This window comes from Enterococcus raffinosus, from assembly GCF_018917525.1.
Taxonomy (GTDB): domain Bacteria; phylum Bacillota; class Bacilli; order Lactobacillales; family Enterococcaceae; genus Enterococcus_A; species Enterococcus_A raffinosus_A.
The window spans coordinates 1-15,022 of sequence record NZ_JAHLOS010000036.1 but is presented as its reverse complement, the minus strand read 5'-3'; the positions used below and the strand labels follow the sequence as shown (position 1 = coordinate 15,022).

The following is a 15,022-nucleotide window of genomic DNA, read 5'->3' as shown; positions in this document are numbered from 1 at the left end:
ACTAACGGGGTTACTTTTATTTGTTTGGTAATGTGACTGTAAAGGTGGAGCCTAAGTGAGGGTGGCTCTCGACCTTAACCTCTCCGCCGAGAATTTCGCTGTATTCCTTAACAATTGCAAGACCTAATCCGGTCCCGCCAGAATGGCGAGCTCGGGCTTTATCCACACGATAAAAACGTTCAAAAATTCTTTTTTGATCGTCTTTTGATATACCGATGCCATGATCTGTTACAGTTATTTCTAATTGGTCAGTTAGATGATAGGTTACTTCGATATGACTTTCTTCAGGCGAGTATTGGATCGCATTTTCAAAAAGATTCTTTATGATCGGTTGAAAGAAGGTCAAACGTGTCTGGTAGAAACAATTTTCTGCGCCATTAATCGTGACAGTGATCTGTTTATCTTTTAGTAAATGCTGATATAACTCAACTTGCTGGTGCAAAAAATAATTTAGCTCAATCGTTTGCCGATCTTCTGCTAGATCATCGCTATCCTTTGATAATTCGATGATATCCTGAATCAGTCGCTGCAATCGCTTGGCATCCTTTTGCATGATCGTCAGAAATTCTGTGGTCAGCTCGGGATCATCTTTTGCACCGTCCAAGAGTGTTTCGGCAAATCCCAACAATGAAGTTACCGGTGTTTTTAATTCGTGGGAGACGTTACCGACAAAATCCTTTTGAATTTTTTCTAAACGACGAACATGTGTCAAGTCGTAGACGGTACCCATGATTTGATCACCTTTGATTTCATTTTCAATATAACGTAGGCGAATATCCAAATTCATCGAGCTTGGTAGTTTAGTCGAGATTTCCTGATGCACTTGATTTTTATCGACTAACACCTGTTGGATCAATTGGATGAACTTATGATCCTCAATCACTTGCCAATAATATTGCTGACTAATACCCCCGATTTGCAGCAGCTCTTCCATAGCGGGATTAATCATAATAAAACGTCCTTCGGTATCAATGATGAAGACACCAATCGTCAGTTCGTGAAAAAGGGTGGAAAATTGCTCTTCCGTCGATGTATAGGCGGCATAGGTCGCATTCAATTGTTCACTAATCTGATTCACTGTGACATAAAGCTCCTGCCACTGTGGCGAGTTCTGCATCACATAATTGCTTTTCTCTGGTTCCTTCAACATCCGCTGTAAAACCGGGAGTACGGTTTCGATTGGTCGATTCCGCTGATAGGTTAAGTAGCAAATAATCAAATAAATGAATGTATAAAAAAGCAATAAAATAACGAAAATTGTTCGCTGGAAGTTTCGTGTTTTCGGTTGAAAGGCAGAGGTTTTTTTGGCAACTCGCAAAATACCAACCGTTTTATCGGCAGCTCTGATGGGTTGAGCTGTGTACAGTAATTCTGTTTTTAAAGTACTGCTATAGCGAACGGAAGAACCAATATTATTGCTGTTTAAAACAATTTTTACTTCTGGTCGATTTTCTCGACTTCCTGAGAGATGTGGTTCGGAACTGTCAAAAATAATTTTTCCGTCAGCATCTAACAAGGTGATCCGATCATTGGCCTCTTTAGAAAAATTTTCTATCGCTTTCTTATTTTCGTCAGAATCAAGGTGATTGAGGTCCAATCGATGGATTATTAGTTCACCATTACTACTCAAAAATTCTTCCTGCTGCTCCAATAATTCTTTTGTATAGAAATGATTGGCTAATTTCCAACTGCCGAGAAAGAGTAAACAAATAAGTACTAAAGGAACAAAATAATCTAAATGTTTGCGTCTCATTGAGCTGGCACCTGGAACTTATAACCGAAACCCCGAACGGTTTGTAAATATTGCGGATGTTTAGGATCCACTTCGATTTTTTCTCGTAAATGGGACACATGGACATCTACGATTCGGCTTTGACCAGAAAAATCATATTGCCAAATGCGATCAAGCAGAGTATCGCGATCAATCACTCGTTCTTTGCGTTTCATGAAATAGACTAGCAGTTCAAACTCTTTTGGTGTTAGTTCAATTTTTTTGTCTCGAACTGTGACCTGATAATTTGATAAATCTGCTTTAATATCGCCAGCAGTCAAAAATTCGTGTTCAACAGATTCCTGACGCGGTTCGACACGTCGGAAGATCGCCTTCATGCGGGCTAAGACCTCTCTTGGAGAAAATGGCTTAGTCAAGTAGTCATCGGCCCCGATCTCCAAGCCTAGGATGCGATCAATGGTGTCGTCCTTTGCCGTTAACATTAGAATGGGCGTGTCGACTTTTTCCTGACGCAGTTTTTTTGCAATCTCCAGACCGTCCATTGATGGCAGCATGACATCTAAAATAATGAAGTCGAACTTTTCGTTTAAGGCCAATTCATAGCCTTCTTTTCCATCTTCGGCAGTGGTGACGGCGTAGCCTTCTTTTTCTAAATTAAAGCTCAATAATTTTACGATTGAAATCTCATCGTCTACAACTAATACACGTTTCATATGTGTCTCCTTTTTTATAAGAACATTTGTGAAAGACTATTTCCATACCTGAATAAATGGTATAATGGGAAGGCAGTTTTGTCACCTATTTTCTATTAATTTGATGGGAGAAATAACAATGCTAGGGATCAGTGCTTGTTTGGGCGGCATAGCTTGTCGTTATGATGGTGGGGCAAATGAGATTGATGAGTTGAAAAAGCTGGTTGATGCGAATCAAGCAATCATGATTTGTCCAGAAGTGTTGGGTGGATTACCTACACCACGACATCCTGCTGAGATACAAGGCGGCGATGGGTATGACGTATGGGAAGGTCGAGCAAAAGTTCTAGATAAGGAAGGCAATGATTTGACTGAAGCCTTTAAACAAGGAGCGATCAAGGCCTTTGAGGAAATACAAAAGCTGAAGATTACGGGCTTAGTTTTAAAAGAGAGAAGTCCATCTTGTGGTAGCAGCCTGATCTATGACGGCAGTTTTTCCGGTACTCGGATCAAAGGGATGGGTGTGGCAACCGCGTATTTTATCCAACAAGGCTTACCCGTTTACTCTGAAGAAAATTGGCAGGAAATGAGGATAACGTAATGGAGATCGAAAAAACGAATCGCATGAACGCGTTGTTTGAATTTTACGCGACGCTATTAACTGAGAAGCAAATGAATTATATGGAGCTGTATTACGCCGATGATTTTTCTTTAGGAGAAATTGCTGAGGAATATCAAGTGAGTCGTCAGGCGGTTTATGATAATATCAAAAGGACAGAAAAAATCTTAGAGGATTACGAGCGCAAACTCCATTTGTTCTCTGACTATATTGTAAGAGAAGAGCAATTAGATAAACTGGCGCTATATGTGACTGAGCATTATCCCAAGGATGAGTTTTTAGCCGAAACAATTACCGGCATACAAGATTTAGATGAATAGAAAGGAAAATAAGCAATGGCATTTGAAAGTTTGACGCAGCGCCTACAAGCTGCGATGGGGAAATTACGTAAAAAAGGAAAGGTTACCGAAGCTGATATTACTGAAATGATGCGAGAAATCCGTCTCGCTCTATTAGAAGCCGATGTTAACTTGCAGGTTGTGAAGCAGTTTACCAAAGAAGTGCGGACACGTGCTTTAGGCGTAGAAGTCTTGGAAAGCTTAACTCCTGCACAACAAATCGTTAAGATCGTTGATGAAGAATTAACCAAAACCTTAGGATCTGAAGCAGTTGGAATTGAGAAATCACCAAAAATCCCAACAGTTATCATGATGGCAGGTTTGCAGGGGGCAGGTAAAACAACCTTTGCCGGAAAACTTGCTAATCAATTGATCAAAAATGAAAAAGCCCGTCCTTTAATGATCGCAGGAGACGTTTACCGTCCAGCGGCTATCGACCAGTTAAAAGTATTAGGCCAACAATTAGATGTGCCTGTCTTTGATATGGGAACCGATGTTAGTCCAGTTGAGATCGTTCGTCAAGGGATGGAACAAGCCCGTGAAAATAAAAATGATTATGTTTTGATCGATACGGCAGGTCGTTTGCATATTGATGAAGCGTTAATGGATGAGTTAAAACAAATCAAAGAAATTGCCCAACCAAATGAAATTCTATTAGTCGTTGATGCGATGACGGGGCAAGATGCGGTTAACGTAGCCCAAAGCTTTAACGAACAATTAGGAATTACTGGGGTCGTGATTACTAAATTGGATGGTGACACTCGTGGTGGTGCGGCACTTTCAATCCGTGCTGTGACGGGAGCACCAATCAAATTTATCGGTTCTGGTGAAAAACTAACCGACCTAGAAGTCTTCCATCCAGATCGGATGTCTAGCCGAATCTTAGGTATGGGTGACATGCTGACGCTGATCGAAAAAGCCCAGCAAGATTACGATGAAAAGAAAGCTGAAGAACTTGCTCGCAAGATGAAGGAAAACAGCTTTGATTTCAATGATTTCATTGAGCAGCTAGACCAAGTGATGGGCATGGGACCAATCGAAGATTTACTGAAGATGATTCCAGGAATGAGTCAAATGCCGGGGATTGAAAATGTCAAGGTTGATCCAAAGGATGTAGAACGTAAAAAAGCGATGGTTTACTCCATGACCCCTGCTGAACGTGAAAATCCAGACTTATTAAATCCTAGCCGTCGTCGGCGGATTGCTGCTGGTTCAGGAAACTCAGTTGTCGAAGTTAATCGCATGATTAAGCAATTCAAAGAATCCCGGAAAATGATGCAGCAAATGAGCAAAGGCAGCATGCCTGCTGGAATGGATCAAATGTTTGGTTCAGGCGTCAAAGGAAAAATGGGTAAAATGGCGATGAATCGCATGGTCAAGAAAAACAAGAAGAGAAAAAAGAAACGCAAATAATAGAAGCAGTTTGTTTCTAATGTGAAACATAAATAGCGTCTGTCTCGTTTTAGTAGAGACAGACGCTATTTATTTGAGTCGTTTACAATTAGCGGAATCATATACATGATGAAGATAGGCTGTTAAAAAAAATTCTATTCATCGAGTCAGGCTATAGAAAGAATCGCCAATGGAAAAACAGAAAGACACCGGCAAGACTTAAGATTAGATAAATCTGTGGTTCTCGTTGCGAAAAAGACTGGATATCTTTCGGAGTTTTATTGAATAATTTACGATAAAGCAGCCAAATTAGGAAACCGGCAAATGCACCTAACGTGTTCATTAATAAATCATCAATATCAGTTGCTCGACGATTAAACAATTGGAGCAGTTCGATCATCAATGAAAATTGGAAGCCCAATAAAACTGTGGAGGCAAGTTTGCGACACTGTTTCCAAATTAACGGCAATAAAAAGCCTAACGGTGTAAACATGATGATATTCAAAAGATTCAATATGCCAACACCTGATTGAAAGGGAACCAGATTGATCTCATCGGGGCGAAGCAATTCTGGATAACTTAAAAGGTCTTCCAATGTACCGACACCGGTCACATCAATCACTAGATAGAGGTAGAACAAAAAGATGAAGCGCCAAACCATGGAAGAAACAGTAATTTTTTCTTGCTTCTTTCTTAGTGAAAAGTACTGATAGATCAAGCAAGGAAGAAAAATACAGCCAAAACGATAAATTGGAAATAAAATGTCTAAAGCACTCAAAGGATTCACCTCGTTTGATGGGTTAATTTGTTAAGGGCTCTTGATAAGATCTTCGTTATATCAGTGAAGAATACGATTAGTGCGCAGATACAACCGACAATTAACGTTACTGAAAAAGTTGTTATGATTGGACCGCTGATTGAAATATCAACCTGTTCGTAAACACGTCTGCTAAAAAAATAAATCCAGGAATTAAAAAAGGTCATATTTAGAATGAACGTAGTAAACAACGTCATGATTCCCCAGATCAGCCAGCGTGATTTTTTGTAGAGTAAATAGTTCGTATCATTTTCTAGTGAAAGAGTTTGATATTTTTTATAGCACCAGAATAATAGAAGAATACTACTAATAATAAAAATCAAGTTGATCCACCAATGCCCTCCCATTTTTCCAACTGAGAAAACAAACAGAGTTTCAGTGAATGATTTATGAATGATATTTTTCGCTGTGTAGATGAGACTTCCTAAAGAATAAACAGCTCTTGGAAGTAGGATCATCAGACACCAATAAACAATCCAAGTTAACGGACCGAAAATTATATTTCCTACCATTGCTCCAATAAATGCGCTAGAGCAAAACATTACTAGCAACAAACAGAAGTTGCTCAGAACGGAAATAAATAATTGTCCTAACGTTGCATTCATATAAGGTGCTGGGATAAGAGTATGGATCAAACACGCATAGAGTGATTGACCAACGAATATCGAGAGTAGAAAAGGAATAGCCACATAGATAATTTTGCTCTTAAATAAATCTTTCCGCGAAAGTGGCAAGGAAAAGAGAAATTGATTGAAGCCTGTTTTTTGGTCAATAAAAAAGAGTAAAAAACCTAATAAAGGAACAATTAGCAATAAAGAAAGACCGATATAGAATTGTCCTACACTTGACCTGTATGAAATCTTATTAGAATAGTTTTCAGCTTTTGACATCGTTTTGATGCTAAAGTCTGAATATCCAGAATAGACATTATAAAAAAGTCGCGTCGCATCGCGATACTCTTTATAAGATTTATAGTGAACAAAATCCATTTCTCCTTCATCGTAATACTTATACTCGTTACGATTCGATTCAAAATCAATTTGAGAGGGAGGATTGTTATATAAATTTTTCCACTGATTATTTTGTACAAGAGCGGTACAAACACTCAAGCCAATTACTAGCAAACAAGCAGCAATCAAAGCCTTTTTATAGCGTTCAATAAAAATGGAACGAATCATTTCATCATCCCCTTTCGATAGGGTTTTAGATTTGCTTCGAAGAGGTCTTCTAGAGACAAGGGTAATTCTTCGTAAACCAGCGGGTTGTATGCTTTAATTGCTTGCTCAAGTTCCGCTGAGAAATTTTCGAAGACAACAGTAACGACACGACCTTGAAAGTCCAGCAGTTTAGAGTTTTCCTTTACAATTGTCGGTACTTTTTTTGTTTTAAAGACAAGCTGGAGCTTCTTGGCCTGTTCTCGCATTTCTTCCAGTCGATAGTCTTTAATGATGGTTTGATTTTTTAGCAGTAGTACGCGATCAATTAAATTTTCTAGTTCTAGTAAATTGTGTGAGGAAATTAAGGCAGTTCGTGATTGTTCACCTAATTGCTCCATCAATAATCCAATCATTTCCTTTTTTATAATAATATCCAATCCGTCAAAAGGTTCATCCAGCAACAGGTATCGTGCATTGGAGCAGATAGCCAAAATAATTTGGAACAACCCTTGTTGTCCTTTTGATAGGTGACGGTAATTTCTATTTAATGGAAATTCATGCTCCTTGATCAGATTCGTAAATAATGGCTGATCGAATTTGGGATAAGCGAACTGATAGAATTTCGCAATTTTATTCAGGGAGTAGGTCCTTAAAAAGTTTTCTTTTTCGTCAATAAAAAAAATTTCCTGTTTTACTTCCGGATGTTGGTAAATCGATTTTTGATTAATGAGTATCTCTCCATTATCAGGGAGATAGTGACCAGCGATTACCCGAAATAGAGTCGTTTTTCCAGAACCATTCCGACCAACTAAACCAACGATTTCATTATCAAATAATTGAAAGTCGATACTTTTAAGAATGGACTGCCCCTCAATTTTTTTAGTTAAATTTTTAATCCTCATAGGGGTTAACCTCCCAAGTTTTTTTCTGCTTCTTTAATCCAAGCCAATAATTCCTCTTGGGTAATTTGCAGATGTCGCGCTTCGATGACTAATTCATTCAGAGTGTCTTTCAATTCTTGGACCCGGATTTCATCTCGAGGTGTTTCTTCAATCCCTCGCACAAAGGTGCCTTTTCCTTTGACTGTGACTAAAACTTTTTCCGTTTCCAATACCTTATAGGCTTTACTGATGGTGTTCGGGTTCATTAATAGCTGCTTAGCCATTTCTCTAACAGAAGGAATTTTGTCTCCTGGTTGTAAAATGCCCTGTAAGATATCTTCTTTGATTCCTAATACTAATTGCTCGTAGTAGGCCCGACTGCTATTTTTATCGATACGAACCATTCGCTCACCTCCGTGTCTCTATGTGTACTAGTATACATAGTACACTTTGGTTAGGCAATGACTTTTTTTCATTTTCTGGTATACTGAAGGGGAGCGTATGTTCGTTTTTTTAAATTTAAGAGTAGGAGTGATGAGGATGTATCGGTGTCAATGGTCAGGAAATAATGAAAATATGCAGGTGTATCATGATACGGTATGGGGAACGCCAGAATACGATGATCAACATCTTTTTCGAAAGTTGGTTTTGGATATGAATCAGGCCGGATTAAGCTGGCAAACGATTTTGAATAAGATGGATAATTTTGACAACGCCTACGAACAATTTGAGATTGAAAAGGTCGCAGCGTTTGATGAAGCAAAAATCGAGTCTCTAATGGAGGATGCAGGAATTATTCGGAATCGGCGAAAAATCGAAGCGGCGATCATCAATGCACAAAAGGTCTTGGAGCTGCAAGCTGAAGGGATAAGTTTTTCGGATTATTTGTGGGGATTTACAGATCACCAAGTAATAGATCATGAAATTGGCGACGCTTCAGAGATACCGGCAAAAACAGAATTGTCTGATCAGATTGCCAAGGATTTAAAAAAGCGCGGGTTTAAATTTGTTGGTAGTACAACGATTTATGCATTTTTACAAGCAGTCGGGATTGTTAACGATCATGAGACGGCATGTTTTCGCTATGAAGAACTGAACGCTACGATGAAGCAAAACGAATAAGATAGGCAATAAAGTTGAATTGGTGTTGCCACTTGATAAAATGAATAGAAGAAAGAGGTGGGATTAGATGGCACGCGCAGTCTTTTACGGAGCTATGAGTTTAGATGGGTATTTAGCGGATAAGGAAGACGGTTTAGGTTGGTTATATCAGCAAGAAGGTGGCGAATTAGTACCTTATGATGTATTTTATCAAGCGATTGATTATACGATGATGGGACGCAGAACCTATGAAGTAGTAAAACGTGATGCACAGTTAGAAATTCTTTATCCGGAAAAGGAAAATTTTATCTTTAGTCACTCAGATATCCGTGTTGATGACAACCTGAAAGTGATCAATGAGGATCCCATAACGTTCATTCAAACTTTACCAGCTGATAAAACCATTTGGGTTGTGGGCGGTGGTGCGCTATTGCAGCCAGTGATTGAAGCTGGCTTAATTGAAGAATGGTGGATTCAAATCGTACCCATACTATTAGGCGAGGGCGTTCCGCTCTTCTTACCACAAACCAATCAACAAAAGTTAAAGTTGGTCGAAACAGAACAGTTCGGTCAGTTTGCACAGCTACATTTAAAGCAAGCTTGATCGAAATTTCTTTATAAAATAAAAGCGAACGCTCCTGTTCCTTTCCAATTGGAAAGAGTAGGAGCGTTTTGCCTTAATACTCGTTTTCATCGATTTCGCTTGCAGCTGCTTCAAACTTTGCCTGGCAAGGTAAGACTTTCTTCTCTTTTTCAGGAAAGGTTTGATCAAAAGCCTCTAATCCTTGGGGATCAGGATATAACCCTTCTGAAAAGACAATACGACCGCTAATACCATCAAGCGCGCCATCTTTTAGCGGTAAGGCCATAATACCAGTATAAAATTTTCCATCTGGCATGGAGATATTGTACTTCTTCGTGCCAATAAAACCATATGTATGGTAGTGATAAGTAAAGCCGCCCAGTACGATTGCCTCATAGCCTAAGCGTTTTGCTTCATTGATGGAGTGTTCGATCAGCATTCGACCATATCCTTGTCGATGATACTCTGGTGCGATACTAACAGGACCAAAGGAAATGACTGGATACTCGTTGTTATCAGCATCAACGATTTTGGCTTTACTATAAAAAATACTGCCAATAATATTTCCATCTAGCTCAATGACAAAGGTCAGTTCTGGAATAAAATCCGGATGTTTGCGAAGCGTGTGAGCAAGATAATGTTCCTCAGCTCCAGGTAAATATAAATTCCAAAAAGCTTCGCGAGTAATTTCTTCAACCCTGCGATAATCTCGTTCTTCTTCAAGTCTAATGGTAATAGTCAAATAATAGCCTCCAATCTAATTCTAAATTAAGTATAGCATAATAAGTGCATCAAAAAAGACTGCGGACATCGTTCATTTAAGAACAGTATCCGCAGTCTTCTGGTGAAATTATTTAACTAATTTATTGAAGAATTCGATATATTTATCTGTGATTGTTTTAAAGAATTCAACTGTGCCATCAGCAATATGCCCGTCATTATCAACAAGATTCATAATGCCGCCAATGTAAGCTTCTGGTTGTTGCAAAGTAGGTACGTCTAAGAAAACTAATGATTGACGTAATGCGTGGTTTGCACCAAAGCCGCCAGGGCCACCAGGGGATACAGTCACGACTAAACCAGGTTTGCCGCCCCAAACACTGCTGCCCATTGGACGAGAACCAACATCTAACGCATTTTTCAACGCTGCCGGAACAGAACGATTATACTCTGGAGTAACGAAGAATAATCCATCGACGCTATTTACATCGTTACGGAAACGTGTCCAAGCTTCAGGAACAGAGCCTTCCACTTCAAGATCTTCATTGTAAAATGGAAGATCGCCAATTTCAATAAATTTTGCTTCAAAGCCATCAGGCAGCAATTCTGCAAATTGTTTTGCAACGATTTTATTGTAAGAATCCTTGCGCAGACTGCCGACTAAAATACCGATTGTTTTTGTCATAATAATTCCTCCTAAATTCGATCGTTATGATCGCTGTTGTTGTCTACATTTATTATCTTACAAAAAATAAGTAAAAGACGCAAAAGATATGCTTCAAAAGAAAAATAAGACTGTAAAGAAAAAACTCTTTACAGCTAACTAAAAGCGTGTTAGACTACATCTTGTGATTAATTATATGGAGGTGTAGTTATACAATGGCAGTTAAAATTCGCTTGAAACGTATGGGTTCTAAAAAGAAACCTTTCTACCGTATCGTTGTTGCTGATTCTCGTTCTCCTCGTGATGGACGTTTTATCGAAACTGTGGGTACTTACAATCCTTTGAAAAACCCTGCAGAAGTCGTATTAAAAGAAGAAAATGTTTTAGACTGGTTACAAAAAGGTGCACAACCTTCTGATACCGTTCGTAACATTCTTTCTAAAGAAGGCATCATGCAAAAACACCACGACGCTAAATTCGCTAAGAAGTAAGGTGATCAATTATGCAAGATTTAACTAACCTTGTGTTGACCATTGTTCACCCTTTGGTGACCAAACCTGAAGAAGTGAAGCTAGAGATTGAAGAGTCTAAAGATTTCTTTGAGTACAACCTCACCGTTGCACCAGAAGATATCGGCAGAATTATCGGAAAACAAGGTCGAGTAGCAAAAGCGATCCGTACGATCGTGTACAGTGTTCGAACGAATGGACCGAAAAAAGTTCGTCTCAACATCGTGGATGGTAAATAAAGCAAGAACACTCGAGTCAGTTTGATTCGAGTGTTTTTTCGTTAGAGATACGGTAAACTAAGGGTGGAGGTGTTCCATTATGAAAAAATATTTGTTGTTGTGCAGCGCGTTGTTTGTGTTGGCTGCCTGTAATTCAGGAAATAATGATTCGAAAGATAGCACCACGAAGTCGACCGCTGCTGCGACTGTGAAAAGCAGTTCCGTGCGTTCGGAAAAAAGTGATTCAAGTACAAGTACAAATTCGTCCGCCACTTCAAGCACGAAGACTGCGACGAGTTCATCCGGCACAGATTCCACGCATGGCAATCACGGGATGGCAGCTATCGATGAACTTCAAGCCAATTACCCAAATGATAAGTTTCCTGATCCGGCAACCATCAGCGGCGGGAAGGAAATTGGGATCAGCGCTTCTGAAGAGCAAGGGATTTTGAAGGTTAATTATTACGTTGTAAATGAAGAAACGCCCTTTAACGATCCGTCATTGAAGAATCAGACACCAGTTGCTTACTTCCAGCGCCAAGCCTTTGACTCAAAAGAAACTGCTAAAAATGAGGTTGGACAAACTTATGACGCGAATGGTCAACAGGTAGATCTAGGTCATACTATCACAGGTTATCGAAGTGCTGGTGCGGGTTCTAGTTTTATTATGTGGAAAGAGGGCAATTGGAGTCTGGCCGTACAGGCAAACAATCTTGAACAAGAAGATCCGGTTCCACTAGCCAAACAAACAGTTGAATATCTGGAAGGGGCTTTCTTGCCAGTACCACATGATACCGGACAAATCTCATTGCGTGTAGCCAAAGGAGATTATCAATCCAATCGTGTCGTTTGGCAAAATAACCAAACGGTCTATACAATCATGAATAGTGATTCAATGAGCGCTTTAAAAATGGCTGTCTCAATGGCAAAATAGATAAAAAGAAAGAGGAAAATACGTGACTAATTATTACAAAGTCGGAAAAATCGTCAATACTCACGGGATCCGTGGTGAAGTCCGAGTCATTTCTACAACTGATTTTACGGAAGAACGTTATCAAGTTGGAGAACAGCTTTTCCTATTCCGTGATAAGCAGGATGTTCTTCCACTAACAATCGCAAGTTATCGTCGACATAAAAATTTTGATTTGCTTAGTTTTGAAGGTTATCCAAATATCAATGATGTTGAAGCTTTTCGTGATGGCATTTTGAAAATCTCAGAGAAACAGTTAAGCGAGTTAGATGAACATGAATATTACTACCATGAGATTATTGGGCTAACGGTTGTAGATGAGAAGGACCAAGAAATCGGTAAGATTACTGAAATTTTATCCCCTGGAGCCAATGATGTTTGGGTGGTTAAACGTAAAGGGAAAAAAGATGGCTTGATTCCTTACATCGAATCGGTAGTGAAAGACATTGATTTAACCGAAGGGGTCGTCCACGTGGAAATTCCAGAAGGGTTGTTGGACGATGCGGATTGATGTACTAACACTTTTTCCAAAAATGATTGAAGGTCCCTTGGGCGAATCAATTATCGGCAAGGCTATCGAGAAAGAGTTATTGGAGATCAAGGTCCATGACTTTCGAGAGTATTCGGGAAATAAGCATATGCAAGTGGATGATTATCCCTATGGCGGTGGTGCTGGTATGTTGCTGAAGGTACAACCAATCTATGACAACTTGAAAGCTATCGAAGCCGAAACTGGTGAGCAGAAAAAAAGAGTCATTTTACTTGATCCTGCCGGAAAACCGTTCAATCAAAAAATGGCGGAGGAATTTTCACAGGAGGAGCAATTAGTCTTCGTCTGCGGACATTACGAAGGCTATGATGAACGAATCCGGTCATTGGTGACGGACGAAGTTTCATTAGGAGATTATGTCCTAACTGGTGGCGAACTTGGAGCGGTTGTAATGATTGATGCGACTGTTCGCTTGCTGCCGGAAGTATTGGGGAATCAAACTTCGGCTAAAACTGATTCTCATTCAACTGGACTGTTGGAGCACCCGCAGTATACTCGACCCGCTGAATTCGAGGGGATGACCGTGCCAGAAGTTCTGATGAATGGTAATCACCGTTTAATTGAAGAATGGCAATTAAAAGAATCACTGCGCCGTACCTATTTGCGTCGACCAGATATGTTGGAGAAATTAGAATTGACACCTGAAATGGAAAAACTCTTAGTAGAGATTAAACAAGAAGAACAATAGTGTATGTCGAGCCCTTGATAAAAAAAGGGCTCTTTTTTTAGTGTTTTTGATTAAATACTGCTAAATCAACCTTGTTACGTTACGTAACCCTTTTGCTACAAAGAGTTTCTTCCCATAACCGACTGATTAATTGTATGATTGAATTAGAAAAGATAGCGGGGGAAAATAGATGCTTAGTGGTGAAAAAATTAAACGATTGCGATTAGAGCAAGAGTTATCGCAGAAGGAATTAGCAGAGAAACTAGAGGTATCGAGACAAGCGGTTGCTAAATGGGAGACCAATCGTGGAATTCCAGATATCGAGAATTTAAAGAGGATAGCCCAGCTTTTTAAAGTGAGTATCGATTATTTAGTTAATGATCAAGAACCGATTGATAATCACTTAATCAAACTAGCAATTGATCGATCGAATTACACAAAACCCAAAGGAAATGCCTTGTTGGAAGATCAAATTGTATTAGAAAAATTTCCGAATGCGGAAACAATCTGTGAATTATACCGTAAAAGAAAATTGACGAATAAAGAAAAGATTGTCGATTTTTTACTGCTTCCGGGTATCCATGAAGTGGAGGATCATTGGCGTAATCCTAGTAAATATTACTTAATTAAGGAAAAAGGAATCTACTATCTGATCAATATCACCCAAAATGAACTTCTTACTCGCAGATTGACGGTTGATGTTCGTGAAGACAGCCTTGATTTTGCGGAAAATCACTTCATCAAAACGCGACGAAAACTGAAATAATCATCTTCTGACAAGAATTTTATCTTTACAGATAGATACTCGTCTGTTAGAATATTCAGGTGAGTGTAAAACTCATCTATTATACGATATTCCGCTGGGACAAGTGGTCCTATGAATGTTTGGAATAAGGAGAATGATAAAGATGAATCCATTGATTCAAGAACTAACTCAAGAACAATTACGTACTGATATCCCAGCATTCCGTCCTGGGGACACTGTTCGTGTTCACGCGAAAGTTGTCGAAGGAACTCGCGAACGTATCCAGTTATTCGAAGGCGTTGTTATCAAACGTCGTGGAGCTGGCATCAGCGAAACTTACACAGTACGTAAAATCTCTAATGGTGTTGGTGTGGAACGTACTTTCCCACTACACACTCCACGTGTTGCGAAAATCGAAGTTGTTCGTTACGGTAAAGTGCGTCGTGCAAAACTTTACTATCTACGTGCATTACACGGAAAAGCAGCTCGTATCAAAGAAATTCGTCGTTAATTTTAAAGATGTATTTCGAACCCTTGAGAAATCAAGGGTTTTTTTAACATTAAAGGAAGTATAACATTTTAAGCGGTCAAAGGATTGATACATCAATCTTTTGACCGCTTTTCATCTGGTCTTTTTCCTATTAAACTAGAGAGATGAAACCCAATA

20 protein-coding genes are annotated in these 15,022 nt (G+C 39.3%); 12 read left to right on the top strand and 8 right to left on the bottom strand.

Translation table 11 applies throughout. The annotated features are described in order from the left end of the window. Positions 1-16: 16 nt before the first annotated feature. Both KQI58_RS17750 and KQI58_RS17745 read right to left on the bottom strand, forming a co-directional pair. On the bottom strand, positions 17-1,753 hold the full coding sequence (locus KQI58_RS17750; protein WP_216410330.1) for a sensor histidine kinase: 1,737 nt from the start codon (positions 1,751-1,753) through the stop codon (positions 17-19). Next, positions 1,750-2,445: a response regulator transcription factor gene (locus KQI58_RS17745; protein ID WP_216410329.1), complete on the bottom strand. Its 696-nt coding sequence runs from the start codon at positions 2,443-2,445 to the stop codon at positions 1,750-1,752. The genes KQI58_RS17750 and KQI58_RS17745 overlap by 4 nt, the downstream gene beginning before the upstream one ends. A gap of 118 nt (positions 2,446-2,563) precedes the next feature. Here KQI58_RS17745 and KQI58_RS17740 point away from each other — a divergent pair, with 118 nt between their 5' ends. Genes KQI58_RS17740 through ffh form a run of 3 tightly spaced genes read left to right on the top strand, consistent with a single transcriptional unit; the run spans position 2,564 to position 4,794 of the window. Then, the gene (locus KQI58_RS17740) at positions 2,564-3,025 is read left to right on the top strand and encodes a DUF523 domain-containing protein (RefSeq protein ID WP_216410328.1); all 462 of its coding nucleotides are present in this window, start codon (positions 2,564-2,566) and stop codon (positions 3,023-3,025) included. Then, complete coding sequence (locus tag KQI58_RS17735) at positions 3,025-3,363, top strand: putative DNA-binding protein (protein WP_216410327.1); 339 nt, start codon at positions 3,025-3,027, stop codon at positions 3,361-3,363. Before KQI58_RS17740 ends, KQI58_RS17735 begins: the two co-directional genes overlap by 1 nt. A gap of 15 nt (positions 3,364-3,378) precedes the next feature. Further along, on the top strand, positions 3,379-4,794 hold the full coding sequence (ffh, locus tag KQI58_RS17730) for a signal recognition particle protein (protein WP_216410326.1): 1,416 nt from the start codon (positions 3,379-3,381) through the stop codon (positions 4,792-4,794). A gap of 151 nt (positions 4,795-4,945) precedes the next feature. Here ffh and KQI58_RS17725 read toward each other — a convergent pair whose 3' ends face one another. From KQI58_RS17725 to KQI58_RS17710, 4 genes are read right to left on the bottom strand one after another with little or no spacing between them, the layout of a single operon-like run. Then, entirely contained in the window at positions 4,946-5,560 is a 615-nt protein-coding gene (locus tag KQI58_RS17725) for a VanZ family protein (protein ID WP_367397950.1), read from the bottom strand. Then, positions 5,557-6,768 (bottom strand): ABC transporter permease, encoded by a 1,212-nt coding sequence (locus tag KQI58_RS17720; protein WP_216410324.1) that lies wholly within the window; start codon positions 6,766-6,768, stop codon positions 5,557-5,559. The genes KQI58_RS17725 and KQI58_RS17720 overlap by 4 nt, the downstream gene beginning before the upstream one ends. Further along, the gene (locus KQI58_RS17715; protein ID WP_216410323.1) at positions 6,765-7,649 is read right to left on the bottom strand and encodes an ATP-binding cassette domain-containing protein; all 885 of its coding nucleotides are present in this window, start codon (positions 7,647-7,649) and stop codon (positions 6,765-6,767) included. The genes KQI58_RS17720 and KQI58_RS17715 overlap by 4 nt, the downstream gene beginning before the upstream one ends. 5 nt (positions 7,650-7,654) lie before the next feature. Beyond that, a complete protein-coding gene (locus KQI58_RS17710) occupies positions 7,655-8,032 on the bottom strand; it encodes a GntR family transcriptional regulator (RefSeq protein WP_216410322.1) in 378 nt (125 codons plus the stop codon). 136 nt (positions 8,033-8,168) lie between these two features. Here KQI58_RS17710 and KQI58_RS17705 point away from each other — a divergent pair, with 136 nt between their 5' ends. Together KQI58_RS17705 and KQI58_RS17700 are read left to right on the top strand one after the other, a co-directional pair. Beyond that, the gene (locus KQI58_RS17705; RefSeq protein WP_216410321.1) at positions 8,169-8,750 is read left to right on the top strand and encodes a DNA-3-methyladenine glycosylase I; all 582 of its coding nucleotides are present in this window, start codon (positions 8,169-8,171) and stop codon (positions 8,748-8,750) included. Positions 8,751-8,817: 67 nt separating this feature from the next. Continuing rightward, a complete protein-coding gene (locus KQI58_RS17700) occupies positions 8,818-9,333 on the top strand; it encodes a dihydrofolate reductase family protein (RefSeq protein ID WP_216410320.1) in 516 nt (171 codons plus the stop codon). A 73-nt stretch (positions 9,334-9,406) separates the two neighbouring features. Here the strand turns inward: KQI58_RS17700 and KQI58_RS17695 are convergent, their stop codons facing one another. Together KQI58_RS17695 and KQI58_RS17690 are read right to left on the bottom strand one after the other, a co-directional pair. After that, a complete protein-coding gene (locus KQI58_RS17695) occupies positions 9,407-10,054 on the bottom strand; it encodes a GNAT family N-acetyltransferase (protein WP_216410319.1) in 648 nt (215 codons plus the stop codon). Positions 10,055-10,162: 108 nt separating this feature from the next. Next, entirely contained in the window at positions 10,163-10,717 is a 555-nt protein-coding gene (locus tag KQI58_RS17690) for an NADPH-dependent FMN reductase (RefSeq protein ID WP_016180740.1), read from the bottom strand. A gap of 194 nt (positions 10,718-10,911) precedes the next feature. Between KQI58_RS17690 and rpsP the strand changes: the two genes are divergently transcribed. From rpsP to rplS, 7 genes are all read left to right on the top strand, one after another. Further along, positions 10,912-11,187 (top strand): 30S ribosomal protein S16, encoded by a 276-nt coding sequence (gene rpsP / locus KQI58_RS17685; RefSeq protein WP_137619621.1) that lies wholly within the window; start codon positions 10,912-10,914, stop codon positions 11,185-11,187. A gap of 11 nt (positions 11,188-11,198) precedes the next feature. Next, the gene (locus KQI58_RS17680; protein ID WP_216410318.1) at positions 11,199-11,444 is read left to right on the top strand and encodes a KH domain-containing protein; all 246 of its coding nucleotides are present in this window, start codon (positions 11,199-11,201) and stop codon (positions 11,442-11,444) included. Positions 11,445-11,523: 79 nt separating this feature from the next. Further along, positions 11,524-12,357, top strand: a complete 834-nt coding sequence (locus tag KQI58_RS17675) for a hypothetical protein (RefSeq protein WP_216410317.1) — start codon at positions 11,524-11,526, stop codon at positions 12,355-12,357. A gap of 22 nt (positions 12,358-12,379) precedes the next feature. Continuing rightward, on the top strand, positions 12,380-12,904 hold the full coding sequence (gene rimM, locus KQI58_RS17670; RefSeq protein ID WP_216410316.1) for a ribosome maturation factor RimM: 525 nt from the start codon (positions 12,380-12,382) through the stop codon (positions 12,902-12,904). Next, positions 12,894-13,631: a tRNA (guanosine(37)-N1)-methyltransferase TrmD gene (trmD, locus tag KQI58_RS17665; protein WP_216410315.1), complete on the top strand. Its 738-nt coding sequence runs from the start codon at positions 12,894-12,896 to the stop codon at positions 13,629-13,631. The genes rimM and trmD overlap by 11 nt, the downstream gene beginning before the upstream one ends. Before the next feature lie 169 nt (positions 13,632-13,800). Further along, positions 13,801-14,376, top strand: coding sequence for a helix-turn-helix domain-containing protein (locus KQI58_RS17660; protein ID WP_216410314.1), 576 nt, complete (start codon positions 13,801-13,803; stop codon positions 14,374-14,376). Positions 14,377-14,518: 142 nt separating this feature from the next. Further along, complete coding sequence (rplS, locus tag KQI58_RS17655) at positions 14,519-14,866, top strand: 50S ribosomal protein L19 (protein ID WP_010746105.1); 348 nt, start codon at positions 14,519-14,521, stop codon at positions 14,864-14,866. Positions 14,867-15,022 lie beyond the last annotated feature (156 nt).